Source organism: Chryseobacterium sp. JUb7, assembly GCF_024806495.1.
Taxonomy (GTDB): Bacteria; Bacteroidota; Bacteroidia; order Flavobacteriales; family Weeksellaceae; genus Chryseobacterium.
In genome coordinates this window covers 151,103-168,578 of record NZ_JANUFF010000007.1, presented here as the reverse complement: position 1 = coordinate 168,578, position 17,476 = coordinate 151,103, and the positions used below count along the sequence as shown (strand labels likewise).

The 17,476-nt window shown below is 35.3% G+C and carries 17 protein-coding genes; 5 read left to right on the top strand and 12 right to left on the bottom strand.

What is annotated here, in order from left to right:
- Positions 1–111: 111 nt before the first annotated feature.
- The gene (locus M2373_RS14540) at positions 112–1,116 is read left to right on the top strand and encodes an LLM class flavin-dependent oxidoreductase (RefSeq protein ID WP_259111768.1); all 1,005 of its coding nucleotides are present in this window, start codon (positions 112–114) and stop codon (positions 1,114–1,116) included.
- Between the two features lie 56 nt (positions 1,117–1,172).
- A complete protein-coding gene (gene ribB / locus M2373_RS14535) occupies positions 1,173–2,294 on the top strand; it encodes a 3,4-dihydroxy-2-butanone-4-phosphate synthase (RefSeq protein ID WP_259111767.1) in 1,122 nt (373 codons plus the stop codon).
- A 39-nt stretch (positions 2,295–2,333) separates the two neighbouring features.
- Here ribB and fmt read toward each other — a convergent pair whose 3' ends face one another.
- From fmt to folK, 5 genes are all read right to left on the bottom strand, one after another.
- On the bottom strand, positions 2,334–3,281 hold the full coding sequence (fmt, locus tag M2373_RS14530) for a methionyl-tRNA formyltransferase (protein WP_259111766.1): 948 nt from the start codon (positions 3,279–3,281) through the stop codon (positions 2,334–2,336).
- Positions 3,282–3,368: 87 nt separating this feature from the next.
- A complete protein-coding gene (locus tag M2373_RS14525) occupies positions 3,369–5,270 on the bottom strand; it encodes an ATP-dependent DNA helicase RecQ (RefSeq protein ID WP_259111765.1) in 1,902 nt (633 codons plus the stop codon).
- 78 nt (positions 5,271–5,348) lie between these two features.
- A complete protein-coding gene (locus tag M2373_RS14520; RefSeq protein ID WP_259111764.1) occupies positions 5,349–6,809 on the bottom strand; it encodes an OmpA family protein in 1,461 nt (486 codons plus the stop codon).
- Between the two features lie 33 nt (positions 6,810–6,842).
- On the bottom strand, positions 6,843–7,955 hold the full coding sequence (locus M2373_RS14515; protein ID WP_259111763.1) for an OmpA family protein: 1,113 nt from the start codon (positions 7,953–7,955) through the stop codon (positions 6,843–6,845).
- Between the two features lie 17 nt (positions 7,956–7,972).
- Positions 7,973–8,392 carry a 2-amino-4-hydroxy-6-hydroxymethyldihydropteridine diphosphokinase gene (gene folK, locus M2373_RS14510; RefSeq protein WP_259111762.1) on the bottom strand — a complete coding sequence of 140 codons (420 nt, stop codon included), beginning with the start codon at positions 8,390–8,392 and terminating at the stop codon, positions 7,973–7,975.
- A 19-nt stretch (positions 8,393–8,411) separates the two neighbouring features.
- Here folK and sppA point away from each other — a divergent pair, with 19 nt between their 5' ends.
- Positions 8,412–10,166 carry a signal peptide peptidase SppA gene (sppA, locus tag M2373_RS14505; protein ID WP_259111761.1) on the top strand — a complete coding sequence of 585 codons (1,755 nt, stop codon included), beginning with the start codon at positions 8,412–8,414 and terminating at the stop codon, positions 10,164–10,166.
- A 79-nt stretch (positions 10,167–10,245) separates the two neighbouring features.
- On the opposite strand, the gene M2373_RS14500 is transcribed toward sppA, so the two are convergent.
- From M2373_RS14500 to rpmB, 5 genes are all read right to left on the bottom strand, one after another.
- Entirely contained in the window at positions 10,246–10,509 is a 264-nt protein-coding gene (locus tag M2373_RS14500; protein ID WP_259111760.1) for a GlsB/YeaQ/YmgE family stress response membrane protein, read from the bottom strand.
- 72 nt (positions 10,510–10,581) lie between these two features.
- A complete protein-coding gene (ftsY, locus tag M2373_RS14495) occupies positions 10,582–11,535 on the bottom strand; it encodes a signal recognition particle-docking protein FtsY (RefSeq protein ID WP_259111759.1) in 954 nt (317 codons plus the stop codon).
- Positions 11,536–11,725: 190 nt separating this feature from the next.
- On the bottom strand, positions 11,726–11,878 hold the full coding sequence (locus M2373_RS14490) for a DUF4295 domain-containing protein (protein ID WP_065399141.1): 153 nt from the start codon (positions 11,876–11,878) through the stop codon (positions 11,726–11,728).
- Between the two features lie 20 nt (positions 11,879–11,898).
- Positions 11,899–12,081, bottom strand: coding sequence for a 50S ribosomal protein L33 (rpmG, locus tag M2373_RS14485; RefSeq protein ID WP_027373683.1), 183 nt, complete (start codon positions 12,079–12,081; stop codon positions 11,899–11,901).
- Positions 12,082–12,087: 6 nt separating this feature from the next.
- Complete coding sequence (gene rpmB, locus M2373_RS14480; RefSeq protein ID WP_002976757.1) at positions 12,088–12,330, bottom strand: 50S ribosomal protein L28; 243 nt, start codon at positions 12,328–12,330, stop codon at positions 12,088–12,090.
- 240 nt (positions 12,331–12,570) lie between these two features.
- On the opposite strand from rpmB, the gene M2373_RS14475 reads away from it, so the two are divergent.
- Complete coding sequence (locus M2373_RS14475; protein WP_259111758.1) at positions 12,571–14,283, top strand: T9SS type A sorting domain-containing protein; 1,713 nt, start codon at positions 12,571–12,573, stop codon at positions 14,281–14,283.
- A 191-nt stretch (positions 14,284–14,474) separates the two neighbouring features.
- On the opposite strand, the gene lnt is transcribed toward M2373_RS14475, so the two are convergent.
- A complete protein-coding gene (gene lnt, locus M2373_RS14470; protein WP_259111757.1) occupies positions 14,475–16,109 on the bottom strand; it encodes an apolipoprotein N-acyltransferase in 1,635 nt (544 codons plus the stop codon).
- 55 nt (positions 16,110–16,164) lie between these two features.
- Here lnt and M2373_RS14465 point away from each other — a divergent pair, with 55 nt between their 5' ends.
- Positions 16,165–16,587, top strand: coding sequence for a VanZ family protein (locus M2373_RS14465; RefSeq protein ID WP_259111756.1), 423 nt, complete (start codon positions 16,165–16,167; stop codon positions 16,585–16,587).
- Here the strand turns inward: M2373_RS14465 and proC are convergent.
- Positions 16,568–17,371, bottom strand: a complete 804-nt coding sequence (gene proC, locus M2373_RS14460) for a pyrroline-5-carboxylate reductase (protein WP_259111755.1) — start codon at positions 17,369–17,371, stop codon at positions 16,568–16,570. The two genes, M2373_RS14465 and proC, sit on opposite strands and share 20 nt — an antisense overlap.
- Between the last annotated feature and the right edge of the window lie 105 nt (positions 17,372–17,476).

The window sequence follows — 17,476 nt, the reverse complement described above, 5'->3', positions numbered from 1 at the left end:
TAATGATAGTTTTTCCCTGAACTACACAATCAATCCTATCAATTACAAAAAGTAACTAATGCAAAATATTAGCTTTAAATTTGTGAGGTTTTTAGACCTAAAATTTAAAATATGAAAAATTTTGAAATATCAGTGTTGGATCTTGCGCCTGTAAAACAGGATAAGACGATTCACGATACTTTTCAGGACAGTTTATCTTTAGCAAACTATACTGAAAATTTAGATTATAAAAGATTCTGGCTTGCCGAACATCATAATATGGAAAGTATTGCGAGTTCTGCTACCTCAGTTCTGATTGGTTTTATAGCTAACGGAACAAAAAAAATAAGAGTAGGATCGGGGGGAATCATGCTTCCGAATCACAGCTCACTAGTGATTGCCGAGCAGTTCGGAACATTAGAATCTCTTTTTCCCAACAGGATAGATCTTGGTTTGGGAAGAGCTCCCGGAACCGACGGATTAACTGCTCAGGCTTTGGGTAGAAATCCAGCAATTATCAACGAACAGTTTCCCAGACAAATCTTAGAACTACAAAAATATTTTTCCAAAGACAATTCGAATGCTTTAGTTCGTGCTATTCCAGGAGAAGGATTGGATATTCCACTGTATATTCTTGGCTCAAGTACAGACAGTGCGTGGCTGGCGGCAGAGCTGGGGCTTCCGTATGCTTTTGCCGGCCATTTTGCTCCAGAACAAATGGAAATGGCGTTCAGTATCTACAGAGAACATTTTGAACCTTCAAAACAATTGGCTCAACCTTATATTCTAGCCTGTGTCAACGGAATTGCTGCAGAAACATCAGAAGAGGCTCATAAAATGTCAACCACTTTGTTTCAGGCGTTTATCAATATTGTAAGAAATGACAGGAAACCTTTTGCTCCGCCGGTTGATGACATGGATGATATCTGGTCACCTATGGAAAAATCAATGGTTTTACAGAAGTTAAGATATACTTTTATCGGTGATCAATCAGAAATTGAAGAAAAGCTTAAAAGTTTTCAGTCAACATTTAATATTGATGAATTGATGATTAACTCTCATATCTACGACCATCAGAAAAGACTGGAGTCTTATCATATTTTCAGAAATGCAAAAAACTCAATATTCAAAGCGTAATATTAATTGGAAGATGCCTTTTTTTATGAGTATCTTTGCAAAAATTTAAAGTAAAAATGTCTGATATTAAATTAAATACTATTCCAGAGGCTATTGAAGACCTTAAAAATGGTAAAATAATCATAGTAGTAGATGATGAAGACAGAGAAAACGAAGGTGATTTTCTTTGTGCTGCAGAACTGACGACACCTGAGATTATCAATTTCATGGCACTTCACGGAAGAGGGCTTATCTGTATGCCGCTTCCTGAAAAAAGATGTGATGAGCTGGGATTGGAAGTAATGGTAAGCAGAAGCAGCGATCCTAAAGAAACAGCTTTTACCGTTTCGGTTGACCTTCTTGGAAACGGAACTTCTACAGGTATTTCTGCAGGTGACAGAGCAAAAACTATTTTAGCTTTAATGGATGAAAATTCCAAACCTACAGATTTCATGAGACCAGGACACATTTTCCCGCTTCGTGCTAAAAAAGGAGGTGTTTTGAAAAGAGCAGGACATACAGAAGCTGCGATCGATCTTACCTGTTTGGCAGGTTTGAAAGAAGGTGGTGTGATCTGTGAAATCATGAATGAAGACGGTTCAATGTCTCGTTTGCCGGATTTACAGGTTTTTGCTCAAAAGCACGATATGAAAATCGTTTCTATTGAAGATTTGATTCATTATCAGCTTAAAAAAGGAAATCTTATCGAAAGAATTGAAGAAAGAAAAGTGAAAACTGCTTATGGAGATTATGATTTCTGTGCTTTCAGAGAAACTTCTAATGATCAGATTCATTTTGCTTTAACGAAAGGAAGCTGGACTGTTGATGAGCCTGTTTTGGTAAGAGTTCAGTCCTCTGATTCTTATTTCGACGTATTGACAAGACTGAATAATGGTGAAAAACCTTTATTGGAGAAAGTTACCAATATGGTGAATGAAGCTGGAAAAGGGGCGATAATTTTCATTAATAACGTTTCGAATTCTGAAAATACATTGAGAAAGCTACAACAGTTTATCAATTATCAGGATGGACAGCAAAAACATCCGACAGCCGCTTTCAATTATAGAGATTACGGAATCGGAACTCAGATTTTAAAGAATCTTGGAATTAATAAGTTTAAAGTAATCACTCAAAATCCGGATATCAAACCTCAGGTTGGAGGATATGATGTTGAGGTGACAGAGATGGTACAGTTATAACAATTGATTGTATTAAAATATAGAAAATGGCTTGATATATCAAGCCATTTTTATTTCGTCAAAATTTCTGAAACCATTCAGAAAGTCTTTGATATTCATCCTTTTCTTTCCTTCTAGCTGCAATTCGAGAGGAAAATAAATGCCATCCGGAGTATAGATTTTAAATTCATTTTTTGAAATATCTAAACTGCCGACTGGTTTATTATGATTTGAAATTTCAAATTTCCCGCCGAATATTTTTAAACCTTTTTCCTCCTCTCCGATTTTTAAAGTAGTAAATGCAGCCGGATATGGTGACATTCCCAGGATAAACTGATGAACTTCTTTTGAGTTTTTTGCCCAGTCGATTCTGGTATCTTCTTTGAAAATTTTAAAAGCATTTTTCGGATGTTCAACATGAGGCTGAGGTTTTTCAATAATTGAATTCTCTGCCAGTCCATCCAGAGTTTTTACTACCAGTTTGGAACCCATTTCCATTAATCTGTCGTGAAGACTTCCTGCATTTTCATCAGGCAAAATGATTAATTCTTCCTGTAATAAAATGTTACCTTCATCTATCTTTTCATTAATAAAGAAAGTGGTTGCTCCTGATTTTTCCTCTCCGTTGATTACTGCATAATTGATGGGTGCTGCTCCTCTATAGTCGGGTAAAAGAGATGCGTGTAGATTGAAAGTTCCCATTGTAGGCATTTCAAATAAAACTTTAGGCATCATTCTGAAAGCAACTACCACAAAAACATCAGCATCTAATTTTCTCAATTCCTCTAAAAATTCTGGATTTCTTAACTTTTCAGGTTGAAAAACCGGAATATTGTTTTCTACGGCAAATACTTTTACCGGAGACTGATTTATTTTTTGTCCGCGTCCGCTAGCCTTATCAGCAACTGTTACAACGCCTACCACTTTATGATGGGATTGGTGAATGGCTTCCAAAGAAGTTTTTGCAAACTCCGGAGTACCCAAGAATACGACTTTCAATGATTTCATAATGCAAAGATAAGGTCTTTATTAAAGGATTAAAAGATTTAAAAATTAAAAATTGAGATCTAATTACAGAGACCGATTACTCATTGCTTATGTCAACGAATAGGTCCTGAAATTCAACATTTTTACTTTTCCGGAATCAAGCAGAAATATTAAATTTTCTAGAATACTTTCTTTTGAGTGGAAACTCATCTGAATGGATAATTCTTCGATTGTAGCGGGCCTTTTTGCTAAAGCATTAAGTAATTGTGCGGAAATATTTTTTCCGAAAATAGATTGCTTATTCTTTTCACAAACGGTACATTGACCGCAGTTTTTAGAATTTTTTTCTCCAAAATAAGCAAGAATTAATTTCATTTTACAATACTGATTATCTTCAATGAAAAATTTCATTTCTTCCCACTTTTGAATTTTATTTTTTTGAATATGTTCGAAAAGCTTCCAGTAAGAACTGTTGATGATTCTCTCATCTCGGGGTTTTAAAAACTTGATGCTTGACAGAGCTCCATCTACGTATTCAAGATAATTTTTTTGCTGTAACTCTTTTAATCTTTCTTTTATTAAATGTATGCTTATTCCTATTTTGTTACTTACTTGCTGTTCGCTGAACATTACTTTATGAGTCGTGATTCCCGAAATAGAACGAAGCATTAATTCGATAAAATAAGCGTCTTTTTGAGGCAATTGGTCAATTTCATCAGCCTGCATCAAGAGTTGTAAAGAAGACAGACTTTTATTATCATTAAAATAAATGATTTCCTGATTATGAAGGAAATTTAAGACATTTTTAATTTTTGCTGTTGAAAATTTTGTGAAATTTTGAATCCCATTAAAATTCAACTGGAAAACCTTTTCGGGTAATTCAAATTCGGCCACCTGAAAAATGGAGTACAGGTAGGTGATGATTTTTAAAAATTCAGCTTTATTGGGAATCTGATTTTTTAATATCTGATCAAAGTTCTGAAGTTCCTGCTGGTTCCATAAAAGAAAAGCAAAACTTTTTTTGCCGTCTCTTCCTGACCTTCCGATTTCCTGGTAATAATTTTCAATCGACGGAGAAGGAGAGTAGTGGATAACAAAACGAACATTGTCTTTATCAATTCCCATTCCAAAGGCATTAGTGGAAATTAATACATTATTATTACTGGCATTCCAGGTTTGCTGTCTTGTATTTTTTTCTTTGGTTGTTAACCCAGCATGAAAAAAATCAACATGCTTTAATTGGTTTTTATGTAAAAATTCGGTTAGAAGTTCGGCTTCTTTTCTGGTTCGTACATATACAATTCCGGACTCATTGGTATATTTCAGAATATTAAAAACTCGTTGGAATTTATCGGAAACTTCTTCTGAGAAAATTTTAATATTTTCTCTTTTAAAGCTTTTTTGAAAAATAGTTACATTTTTAAGTTCCAGTTTTGTTTTGATTTCTTCCAGAACTTTTGGAGTAGCCGTTGCCGTGAGGGCAAGGCAAGGGATATTAGGGTTATTTTTTCTGAATTCCTTTATATTCTGATAACTTGGACGGAAATCCTGACCCCATTCTGAAATACAGTGCGCTTCATCTACCGCAATAAATGAAAGCTGTATTTCTTCAATATTCTGAATAAACTGCTTATTTGTCAATCTTTCAGGAGATATATAAAGCATTTTTGTTAAACCTTCCTTACAGCGGTCGTAAATAGTTTCGGCATCATATTCATCTAATTCTGAAGATAGATATTCTGCTTCTATTCCTTTTGATTTCAGTTGGCTGACCTGATCTTTCATCAATGCCAAAAGAGGAGAAATGATAAGGCATGTACCTTCTTTCAGTAAAGCTGGAAGTTGATAACAAAGGGATTTTCCTGCACCGGTTGGCAAAAGAACAAGAGTGTCTTTTTCATTGATCACAGAATCAATAATCGTTTCCTGTGAATCTCTGAAATGGTCATAACCCCAAAAATATTTTAGGGTTTTATATTTAAGCTCTTGAAAATCTTGCTGAGAAATCATAGGGTAAAAATAATGAAAAGTGTTATAATAAAAAAGTCACGCTAGGCGTGACTTTGATATAATTGATAATAAAGTTTATTATTTAGCTTCGAAGTATACTCTTCTGTTTGCTCTGTTTTTCCATTCCGGACATTTAGTAGCAGGATCACATTCTGGATATTTAAGGTCTTTTTCACCTCTACCGATTGCGTTAAGCTTTCCTGATTCTACACCACTCTTCACTAGATATTTCTTAACACTGTTTGCTCTTCTTTCAGATAACTTTTGATTGTAAGCATCAGATGCTCTCGTATCAGTCGCTCCAATTATATTATAGCTACCATTCGATGTATTGATATAGTTAACAGCGTTGTTAAGAATAGGAGTGTTAGATGGTAAGATTCTGTCAGAATTTAAATCAAATTCAATTCCTTCTAAAGTCCTTGTAGTGTCATCAACAGGTCCACCTGTTGGAGGTGTAACTGTAGGACATCCTTGGTTTTCAACAGGTCCAGGTACTGTTACACACTTATCGTAAAGATCGATAACACCGTCAAGATCAGTATCAAGAGCAACTCCGGCACCATCAACTCTAGCTCCTGCAGGAGTATCAAGCTGTCTGTCCCAATCGTCACATACTCCGTCATTATCAAGATCTCCTTTCTTACAAACTTCGATATCCTGATTTTTGTTAGCTAAAACATCTAGTTTATAATAAATTTCCTGAAGTGGATCATGCCACATTACATGAGACTCGTGTTTTCCAAGTTTTAATGAAATACCCAAAGTTGCGTTGAAGAAATTATCAGAAACCTGCTCTTCACGTTGGTTGATCGCACTGTATTTAGAACCACCACCGTCGAATTCATCGTCGCCAGTCATTACATACATTACTCTACCTTCGATATCTAATCTTCTGTTAACTTTGAATTTAAGACCTGCACCAGCCTGAGCAAACATAGAACCTAACTGGAAAGGTTTAATTTCAGTAACCATTTTTTGTCCGGTTTCATCTTTCTGGTAAGCTCTGTAGGCGATAGTACCGATACCTGCATATCCGTGTAATGCCCATCTATAAGGAGAATGATTGTCAACTCTTCTCAACAAGTTTGAAAAGTTAATATCTCCTAAAATAGAGATCGCATCATACTGAGTTCTTGCAGCAACCTGTTGGTAAGCAGAAGCGTTAGCAGGAGCGGCATTTTTAGTATTAAACCAACCCTGTCTGGTTTCACCTCTGTCATATTGTAAATTAATACCAAAAGCATGAGTAATAGCTTTATCAATACTTACATATGCAGAATAACCAAAAAGGTTTTTACCGTTACCGTTTTTTATAGATGTTAAGTCTGCAGATTGAATTAATGGTACACCGGCACCAATTGAGATCGCCCAATCATTGAACCTTTTAGATTTGTTTGTAAATGGGGAAACATTCGCAGAGCCCGAAGAGAACGTATTAGGGTACTCTCCATTTGAAACTACTGCAGTTGAGTCTTGCGCATAACTTACCGCTGGTACGGATAAAGCTAATGCTACAATTGCTAAACTTAATTTCATAGTGTATTTTTTATTTAGTTAATTAAATGATTTTTATTTATTTGTTGGACAGCCATTGTTTTCAACAGGTCCCGGAACTGTTACACACTTATCGTATAAATCGATGACACCGTCAAGATCCATATCCAAGGCTTTACCAGATCCATCTACTCTTGCACCTGCAGGAGTATTAAGCTCTCTGTCCCAATCGTCACATACTCCGTCATTATCAAGATCTCCTTTTTCACAAACAACAAAGTCTGTTGATGCATTTTCAAGAACATTGACTCTGTAGTACGCCTCTTGTAAAGGATCATGCCAAGCTAAGTGAGACTGATGTTTTCCTAATTTGAAAGAAACTCCCAGGTTGACAGTCCAAGCATTATCAGTTCTTCTTTTGCTGATCATGTTGTATTTAGAAACCTGTGATGCTGGATCATAGTCCGCTGGACCAGCCCATCCGCCACCATCAAATTCGTCATCCCCACTGATCATGTACATTGTTCTTGCTTCAATGTCGACACGGTTAGATAAATTATACTTTAAACCAATTCCTAACTGGTAGAAAATGGAGTTAATGTCAAGATCTTGCTTGATAAAAAGAGGAACTCTTTTAGGATCGTCGCTCCATCTGAATTCGTTGTTGTCATGCAAAGAAGTTTTGTATCCCTGAACACCAATACCTGCATATCCGTGGAAAGCCCATCTGTAAGTAGAGTGGTTATCAACTCTTCTTAAAAGGTTTGACAAATTAATGTCTCCCAATAAGGCAACCTGGTTGTACTTTGTATTAGCTTCAGCAACACCTGCAGCAATTCCTGCCGGTCCGTCAAGCATAGCTTTTTGGTTGGTCTCTCCTCTTTGATACATAAGGCTTAATCCAAAAGTATGGCTGATCTGCTTGTCTAAACTGACATATGAATTATAACCCCAGTTGATCTTTTTGTCATAGAATGACGTAAGGTCAGCGTGAGCCATAAATGCAGCACCTCCACCGATTGAAATAGACCAATCGTTAAATCTTTTAGCCTTGGTATTAAAAGGTTGGACATTGGCAGAACCTGAGGAAAAAGTATTCGGATATTCGTTTGTGGAACTTACAGCGATACTGTCCTGAGCATAAGTAGCAATAGGCAAAGCGGCCAATAATAATAAACCTAATTTCATACAATATGTTTTATGTTTTATTCAAATAAATTTTTTAATAAAATCCTGGAAAATTCCCTTTCAAAAAGATGTTTTTTATGAGGGATTTCTAACCTTTCTGATGAAAATTTTAATTCATTATATTTAATGATATCAATATCTATTAGTCTATCTGTATAGCCTCCTGATATTTTTGAATCATTAATTCTTCCCATCTCAATTTCAATACTTTTAATAAAATCAAGTAGTTGAATAGGCGAAAAGTCTGTGGATATTATTGTTGCAATATTACAAAAAATATTGGAACTAACAAATTCTACGGGTTCTGATATTAAAAATTCACTTAATTTTAATATCTCATTTTCACCACTTTCGATCTTTTTCAGCGCGGTTTCTATATTTTTTTTTGGATCTCCCAAGTTACTTCCCAGTAACAAAACGGCTATTTGTTGCGACATATTGAAAAATGATTGATTTATGAAAAGTTTTTTTAAAAATGTCTTAGCAAATATAGTGGCAATTGTCTTACTATGCGTGGTATTTTTCTTCTTTTTTATTATGTTACTCGTATTTAGTTCTATGAGTGGTGATAAATCTGTAGTGGTAAAGAAGAATTCTGTTCTTACCATTAATTTAAATACTCATATTATTGATAGCCCTACTGAAGAGCAAGGCGGAATATTTAATATGAGCAATCAGAATAAAAGTATTTTGATTTATGAAGCTTTGGAAGCAATCAATAAAGCAAAGACAGATGATAATATTAAAGGAATCAGTATCGAGGCAGATGATCTGAATGCCGGACTTACACAAATCGATGATTTAAGAAATGCTCTTGAAGATTTCAAGAAAAGTGGAAAATTCATTTATGCATACGGAAATAATGTTTCTCAGGGTTCTTATTATTTAGGATCAGTTGCTGATCAGTATTATTTAAATCCATCAGGAATGATTGAATTAAAGGGATTGGCTACAGAGGTGACTTTTTTTAAAGACTTTGCTGAAAAATATGGTATTGGAATAGAAGTTATCCGTCATGGGAAATTTAAATCTGCAGTAGAGCCGTTTTTAAGAAACGATATTTCTCCTGAGAACAAAGAGCAGCTAAGTGTGCTTTTGAATGATCTCTGGAAAAATACAGCAGATAAGATGGCTGTGTCCCGAAAAATTGATACAGCTCAGTTCAGAACATCAGTTGATAGCTTATATGGAATGATTCCCGAGCTGACATTAAAATATAAACTGGCAGATAAATTAATCCAGCAGTCCGAATATGATCAGATTATTAAATCTAAGCTGCAGTTAAAAGAAAAAGATAAGCTGAATAAAATTTCTTTAGGTAAATATATTGCTTCTTATGAAGAAGAAAGCGGATCTGGAGATAAAGTAGCAGTATTATATGCTTCAGGATCGATCAACAGTGGTGACGACTATAATGATATTAACTCTAAGAAATACGTTAAATATATTAAGGATCTTCAGGATAATGATAAAGTGAAAGCGGTTGTACTTAGAATAAACTCTCCCGGTGGAAGTGCAAATGCATCAGACGAGATTTTATTTGAACTGCAGCAGTTAAAGAAGAAGAAGCCTTTGGTCGTTTCTTTTGGTGATTATGCTGCATCCGGCGGATATTATATTGCAATGGCTGCTGACAAGATTTATTCTGAACCGAATACGCTTACAGGATCTATCGGGGTTTTCGGAGTAATGCCTTATTTTAAAGAAGTGGCTAATAAAAACGGGATACGTTCCGACATTGTTGCTACCAATGCCAATTCTGCTTATTTTTCAAGCTTAAACGGTCTTACGCCTCATGGAGTAACTATGATGACTAAAAGTGTAGAAGGTACTTATAAAAGATTTGTTCATTTTGTTACCCAAAACAGAAAACAGACTTTCGAACAAATTGACAGTGTAGGAGGCGGAAGAGTATGGAGTGGTACCCGTGCAAAGCAGATCGGACTTGTAGATGAATTGGGAAGCCTTGCTGATGCTGTAAAATTTGCTGCACAAAAGGCAGGTGTAAAATCTTATAACGTTGCTACCTATCCAAAGAAAATGACAGCATTTGAGCAGATTTTCCAGGATTTAAATGAAGATGATATTTCTGCAAGAGTAATTAAGAATAAAATAGGAAAGGCTAATTATGAAATCTTCCAGCAAATTACAGATGAGAAATTAAAATCTGAAGTGAAAATGGAAATGCCTTACGAGATTAAAATAAACTAACTAAATTATATTATTGTACCGAAAGCGGCGGATTTGAATTTCAAATCCGCCGCTTCATTTTTATAATCAAAAAATAGATTTAACTACTTTTCTTTGTTGCCATTCCGTAAATCCAAAGGATGATCAGTGCTCCTCCGATGGCCAGAATCCAGCTTCGCGGATTCCAGAAGGAAGTTACATCTCCCCAATGAAGTATATATACTCCGATTGCTCCTCCTACGAATGCTCCTATAATTCCTAAGATAATAGTGATAAGCCAGCCTCCTCCCTGAGTTCCCGGCATAATAAGTTTAGCGATTGCTCCGGCTATAAGCCCGAAAATAATCCATGTTATGAATCCCATAGTTGTAAATTTTTTAAATGATGAATATTTAATGAGTTTGTTTTTACTAATATAGGGAAAACATGATTAAAATCATCTTTTCTTGAAGAACGAGTCAACAAATTCCGTACCATTGAATAATTGCAGATCCTGCATCTTTTCACCTACACCAATGTACTTTACCGGAATCTGGAACTGATCGGAAATTCCTATGACAACACCGCCTTTTGCAGTGCCGTCCAGCTTTGTAACTGCCAAAGCATTCACTTCAGTAGCGGCTGTAAACTGTTTTGCCTGTTCAAAAGCATTCTGCCCTGTTGAGCCATCAAGAACCAGTAAAATTTCATGAGGTGCATCAGGAATCACTTTTTGCATTACTCTTTTAATTTTTGAAAGCTCATTCATCAGGTTGATTTTATTGTGAAGTCTTCCGGCGGTGTCAATAATAACAACATCCGCATCCTGAGCAACGGCACTCTGTACAGTATCGAATGCAACGGAAGCCGGATCAGACCCCATATCCTGTCTTACGATCGGTACACCGACTCTTTCACTCCAAATAACTAACTGATCAACTGCGGCAGCTCTAAATGTGTCTGCAGCCCCTAATACTACTTTCTTCCCTTCGGATTTAAACTGGTGAGCCAGCTTTCCGATGGTTGTTGTTTTTCCAACCCCATTTACTCCCACTACCATAATTACATATGGTTTTTTAGAAGTATCTATATTTCCTGTTCTTGCATGAGGGTTTTCAAGCAGAAGACCTGAAATTTCTTCACGAAGAATATTGTCGAGTTCATTTACACTTACATATTTATCTCTTGCAACACGCTCCTCAATTCTTTCTATGATTTTGATGGTGGTGGATGCGCCTACGTCAGAAGCAATAAGTATTTCTTCCAGATTATCCAGAACTTCATCATCTACTTTGCTTTTGCCGACTACGGCTTTCGTCATTTTTTCAAAAAAACCCTGACTGGATTTTTCCAATCCTTTATCTAAAGTTTCTTTTTCTTCTTTTTTAAAAATATTTTTAAACCAACTCATCTTATGAATTACGGAATTTTAATTAATGATGGAAGCTGGGGGATGGAGGCGTGAAGTTTACAAACTTAGCTTCTAAGTTTGCCATTAACTTCCAGCATCCAGCTTCTGACTTCCAGCTAGATTAAAGCAAAGATAACAAAAAAACTACCCAAAATATGAGTAGTTTTTTATATTGTAAATAAAGCAGGGATTATTTTTTTAAAAATCCGTCTACTTCGTCTGCATTCATTACTTTTTCTTCGAAAACGTAAGCTCCTGATTTAGAAGACTTAACCATTTTCACAACTTTAGTCATTTTTTTTGACTGTCCGCTTTGTAGGGTTGCTACTACTTTCTTTGCCATGGTAAATTATATTTTATAAATTACTTGATTTCTTTGTGAAGGGTAGATCTTTTAAGAACCGGATTATACTTTTTAAGCTCTAATCTTTCTGTAGTGTTCTTTTTATTTTTTGTAGAAATGTATCTAGACATTCCTGGCATACCACTTTCTTTGTGCTCTGTACATTCAAGGATTACTTGAACTCTGTTTCCTTTTTTTGCCATGATTTATTAATTCTTTTTAATCAATCCGTTTCTAGTAGCTCTTTCAATAGCTTCCTCGATTCCAATCTTGTTAATCACTCTCAATCCATGAGCTGATACTTTCAGTGTTACGTGCTTATCTTGCTCCGGAAGGTAAAACTTCTTCTCCAATAAGTTAATTTCAAAACGACGCTTCGTTTTGTTATTAGCGTGAGAAACGTTGTTACCAACCATTGCACGCTTTCCTGTTATTTGGCAAATTCTTGACATATCTCGATGTTCTTATTTGTATAATATTTGAGGTTGCAAAATAACGAAGAATTTTTTAGATAGACAAATCTTTTGGAAAATATTTGCAAATAAGTGGCTGATTAATAATATTGAATTTAAAAATAAAAATATTGTTTAATACCTGTATCGCTTTGCAATGATATATTTCATGTAAAGATAATCATTTGAAGGAGAATTAAAAGCATATCTTTGTTTTTAATTAATCTAAATAAAAATAACATGAAGAAGATTTATATTCTTTTGGGAATGCTTCCAATTGGAATGATGGCACAGAATTTTACTGAGATTCAGTCTAATACAGCTAATTTTTATTATCCTGCAGCAGATTACGCAGATATAGACGGAGATGGTATTCAGGATATTGTTATGAACGGAGCAATTGATTCTGATGGTGATGGAAGTGTAGATACAACCTACAATGAAGTATATAAAGGCAATGGGACGGATTTTACAGTATATGCGAATCTTGGCGTGAATGCCAATCATTTGGGAGACATCAAGTTTATTGATTTTGACAATGATGGCCTGGCAGATATCATCTCGACAGGGCTGAGTTATTTAGATATAGTAAATTACAAACACTACAGATTCAGAAATACAGGTTCGGGATTTGTAAAGGAAGAAGAAGCTGCCGGAAAGATTTATGGTTCTATGGAGGTTTTTGATTTTAACCATGACGGAAAGCAGGATTATGCGATTAACGGAACTCAATATGTTGACGGGATAGGCTTTGTCAATAATCTGGATTATTATCAAAATTCAGGAACCGGATTTCAAAAATTTCCGGGATGGCTGGAAGGAACTCAAAACAGCAGTTTCAAAGTAATTGACCTTAATAATGACCATCTTCTGGATCTCATCATCCTGGGGTATGACGGAAATAGCAATGCTGTTTTTAAAACTTACCTTAATGTAGCAGGAACTTTAACATTGTCTCAGACGCTTAATCCCTTAGCTAATGGAAAAATGGATTTTGCTGATTTCAATGCCGATGGATATCAGGATATTGTAGTTTCTGCACAGGATGACAATTATGCGGGATATCTTGCCGTGTTAATGAATGACGGGACCGGTCAGTTGGTTCCTCAACAGATTGTCGTTCCTGAAATGTCGGAAACTTCAGTGAGTACAGGAGATTTGAACAATGATGGATATTATGATTTTATCGTATCCGGAAATGATGACAATAATGACGGGGTTGTAAAAACATTTATTTTTAATCCTTCAGCAGGAAATTTTACAGAAAATACAATTACAGGTTTGCATAATTTAGGAGGCCCTGGTTTTGTGCATCTACTTGACTATAATAATGACCATCATCTTGATGTTCTCTTGTCCGGATTTGATTGGGCAGATTCGGACATGCCTTCATTAACAAAAATCTTTAAAAATGCTTCTCTGGAAGCCAATCAGAAACCTTCGCCTCCTACAAACCTTAATGTTTCCAAAAACAATAATCGATTTGATTTTTCATGGAACGGAGCTTCGGATGATAAAACACCAGTCAGTGCTTTACGGTACGAAATAAAAGTTGGATCTACTCCCGGAGCACAGGATCTTGCCAAATATGTGGTAACAACTCCTTCTTGGTACTTAGATCTTGATCCTTCAATTCAGAATGTATATTGGAGTGTACGGTCTATTGATGCGTCAAAAACCTACTCAGATCCTGCTGTTCAGAATGTATTAGCTGCACAGGATGTGAATCTGGAGAAAGAATTTTCAGTTTATCCGAATCCGGCAACTGAAAAAGTTTTTATTAAAGGCGGAAAAATTTCGAATCTGGAAATGTATTCTGCAGATGGAAGAAAACTGAATGTTATTTTAAATAATGATCAGTCGGTTAACGTATCAGACTTGCCAAAAGGAATATATATTTTAAAACTAACCATAAAAAATCAACAAGTCACCAAAAAACTCATCATTAAATAATTGAACATCCATCCAATCACATGAGAAAAGCCAGACGTCCAGCTGGCTTTTCTCTAACTAGTTTTATTTCAAAGAGCAGCTTGTATTTTCTAAGCTGCTTTTTTATTTAGGAATGATTTTAATTCGGTTAAATTAATTATTTAAAAATTTAATATGTTAAGTAAGAAATTCTATGCAATTTTTAGATGAAATTAAGCTTTTTTCAGCTTATTCTGAGCTCTTTTAATCAGGAAATAGAATAATAAAAAGCCCAGTGCAAAAATTGAAATTCTGGAAAGAAGATCTCCTGCTCTGGTATAAAAAGTCTGCTGGTCGTATAAATTTACTTTTGAAAATAAAGCCGTCTGATCTCCATAGAAAGTATCGGCTGTAGTTTCTCCTTTTGCATTAATATGAGCAGAAATTCCACTGTTGGCTGCACGCACTATTTCTCTTCTGGTTTCAATAGCTCTGAGTTTGGCATATGATAAAAGTTGTTTATGTCCTTCCGTAACGCCCCACCATGAGTCGTTGGTCATAATTCCTAAAAAGTTGGCTCCTTTTTTTACATAATCGCCTACAAATTCTCCATAAATGCTTTCATAACAGATAATAGGAGCTATTTTTCCTTTATTGTAAGGGTTGGAAAAGGCGACTCTTTCTTTGTCTGTCCCCAGGGATGCAACAGTTCCGCCCAAATTAATCATGGCATCTCCTAAAAGAGGCTTCAGAACACTCATATAAGGGAATATTTCAACGCCCGGAACCAATTTTCCTTTATGATAAACTTCTACTTTTTTATTCGGAACAATCTGCACTGCTGAATTATAACTTTCAACCCAAAGTCCCGGATTTAGCTGATAGGCTTCTTTTGGAAGGTTTTCCTGACGGGTATAAAATCGGTGCGAAGAAATTCCTGTTGCAAAAACAGAGCCCGGATGTTTTGATAAAAATCCTTTGATGTTATTCAGTAGAAAACTCTTCTCAAATGCATTTTCAGAAATAGATCCTCTTCCCGGAATAGCAGTTTCGGGAGCGATATAATAATCTATTTTTCCTTTTGAATTGTCTTCAGCGAGCTTCAAGAGATCACTTAAAATTGTTAAGCTGTCTTTGGAATATTTTTCGGCATACGGATCAAGGTCAGGTTGAAGCATTAAAACATTAACCTGTCCGATAGGTTTTTCATCAAAATTTTGATACTTGATCAAAGAAATAATCATTGGAAATACAATTAATCCTACTACGATTGAAGTATTTCTGATCAAATCTTTTCTCTTTCTTCCGGCTTCCCAGGTTCTCACGGTATAAAATATAAGAACATTGATCAGTAAGATCCAGAAGCTTCCTCCTGTTGCTCCTAGGGTGTCATACCACTGAACAAATTTCGGATATTCTGAAAATACGTTGCCGAGATTCAGCCAAGGCCATGTCAGTTCCCAGTTCAGATGGAATTTTTCAAAACTCATCCATATAGCGATCAGAAATCCAAGTCCCCAATAAGTTCCCTGAGCATTTTTGTACCAATGGTAGCATTGAAAAACCAATGAGTATAAGAAAGAATTTACCAAGACAGGAAATAGAACGGCCATCATGGAATGGCTTCCATCCGGGTTTTTTGAACCATACAGCCAACCTGTTGTGACGATATTCCAAATGATAAAACACAGATAAGATAGTCCGAAAACGACCCAGCTTTTTCTACTGTAATTTGAAAACTTTGAGACACCGTGTTCCATCATCAATAATGGAACAAGTGCAAAAAATATAAAAAACGGAACACCGTAAGTTGGCCAGGATATAGACAACAGCATCGCTGAAATGAGCGTAAGTAAAACGTATTTCATTAAATTTATTTAACACACAAATTTAATGTTTTTGAAATGAATAAATTTGCAATTGATGTTAAAGAAATTTTATAAAATTATTATTGTTCCCTATACTTTCTTTTTGCTCTATCTCATGTTTTGGGGGATGGGCAGGTTTCAGTATGAAGATAATCTTCTTACCATAGAGCCTATTTTTACAACGATTAAGTTTATCAAAGAAACTATTTCCTGGAGGGCGATTATCATTATTGTTCTTGGGAATGTGGTGATGTTTATTCCTTTTGGTTTTTTAGGCTGGATTCTTCTTCAGCTTTCAGATTTAAAAAAGTTGATAATAACATTTGTTTCGGCTATTGTGATTGCGGAAGGACTGCAGTATTTTACAAGAATGGGTATTTTTGAGGTCGATGATATTATCTTAAATACCCTTGGAGTGTATTTAGGATGGTTGATCTGTAAGTTTCTGGAGAAAAGGTTTAGCCGTTTAGTTCTTTAGCGCGTTTTTCAGCATTTAAAATTCCTTTTTTTAAAATTTCTTTAAAATTATTTTCCTCAAAAGTTTTCAGAGCAGCTTCCGTGGTTCCTCCTTTTGATGCAACATCTTTGATCAGTTCTTCCAAGTTTTTATCGGAATTATTAATCAGGTGATAGGCGCCAAGCATGGTTTGTTTTACAAATAATTTAGATAGATTTTCATCAATTCCCATGTCTATTCCTGCTTTGATCATGGCATCAATAATATAATAAAAATAGGCAGGACCACTGCCTGAAAGTGCCGTTACGCCATCCAATAAATCTTCATTTTCCAGATAAACAGATCTTCCGGTGGAGTTTAATAGTCTTTCAATGTTGATCAGCTGACTGAAAGAAATCCCCTCTGCAGAAGTGTAGCCGGTGATTCCCATTCCGAGAAGGGTGGGAGAGTTGGGCATTGCTCTTACAACCAAAGGGTGGTTTAATAATTTTTGAATTTTCTCGATTTTGATTCCGGCCATGATGGAGAGGACCATTTGATTTTCCTTTAGCCTGAACTGAAAATTCTCTGCAATATTTTTGAAATCCTGAGGTTTTACAGCGATAATAATTAAATCAGCATCGAGTTCACTAAGGTTGTCAAATGTTGAAATTTTGGAATGTGGAAAACTTTCGGATATTTTAGAAATTTTAGATTCATTTCGGGTAATTAAATGAAGATTTTCAGGTTTTATCAGTTCGTATTTCAAAAATGATTTTGAAAATGACAGCCCCATATTTCCGGCTCCGATGATAGCAATTTTCATATTGTGTTTATTTTAAAGCTAAAATAGGGTTTTGTTCTAATTTATTACATAATTATAAGAGATAATTTTTTTCATATGTGTAAAATATATAATTAATTTTATTTA

Coding starts and splice junctions, on each gene's coding strand:
- M2373_RS14540 (WP_259111768.1), top strand. CDS start 112: ATGAAAAATTTTGAAATATCAGTGTTGGATCTTGCGCCTGTAAAACAG.
- ribB (WP_259111767.1), top strand. CDS start 1,173: ATGTCTGATATTAAATTAAATACTATTCCAGAGGCTATTGAAGACCTT.
- fmt (WP_259111766.1), bottom strand. CDS start 3,281: ATGAAATCATTGAAAGTCGTATTCTTGGGTACTCCGGAGTTTGCAAAA.
- M2373_RS14525 (WP_259111765.1), bottom strand. CDS start 5,270: ATGATTTCTCAGCAAGATTTTCAAGAGCTTAAATATAAAACCCTAAAA.
- M2373_RS14520 (WP_259111764.1), bottom strand. CDS start 6,809: ATGAAATTAAGTTTAGCAATTGTAGCATTAGCTTTATCCGTACCAGCG.
- M2373_RS14515 (WP_259111763.1), bottom strand. CDS start 7,955: ATGAAATTAGGTTTATTATTATTGGCCGCTTTGCCTATTGCTACTTAT.
- folK (WP_259111762.1), bottom strand. CDS start 8,392: ATGTCGCAACAAATAGCCGTTTTGTTACTGGGAAGTAACTTGGGAGAT.
- sppA (WP_259111761.1), top strand. CDS start 8,412: ATGAAAAGTTTTTTTAAAAATGTCTTAGCAAATATAGTGGCAATTGTC.
- M2373_RS14500 (WP_259111760.1), bottom strand. CDS start 10,509: ATGGGATTCATAACATGGATTATTTTCGGGCTTATAGCCGGAGCAATC.
- ftsY (WP_259111759.1), bottom strand. CDS start 11,535: ATGAGTTGGTTTAAAAATATTTTTAAAAAAGAAGAAAAAGAAACTTTA.
- M2373_RS14490 (WP_065399141.1), bottom strand. CDS start 11,878: ATGGCAAAGAAAGTAGTAGCAACCCTACAAAGCGGACAGTCAAAAAAA.
- rpmG (WP_027373683.1), bottom strand. CDS start 12,081: ATGGCAAAAAAAGGAAACAGAGTTCAAGTAATCCTTGAATGTACAGAG.
- rpmB (WP_002976757.1), bottom strand. CDS start 12,330: ATGTCAAGAATTTGCCAAATAACAGGAAAGCGTGCAATGGTTGGTAAC.
- M2373_RS14475 (WP_259111758.1), top strand. CDS start 12,571: ATGAAGAAGATTTATATTCTTTTGGGAATGCTTCCAATTGGAATGATG.
- lnt (WP_259111757.1), bottom strand. CDS start 16,109: ATGAAATACGTTTTACTTACGCTCATTTCAGCGATGCTGTTGTCTATA.
- M2373_RS14465 (WP_259111756.1), top strand. CDS start 16,165: ATGTTAAAGAAATTTTATAAAATTATTATTGTTCCCTATACTTTCTTT.
- proC (WP_259111755.1), bottom strand. CDS start 17,371: ATGAAAATTGCTATCATCGGAGCCGGAAATATGGGGCTGTCATTTTCA.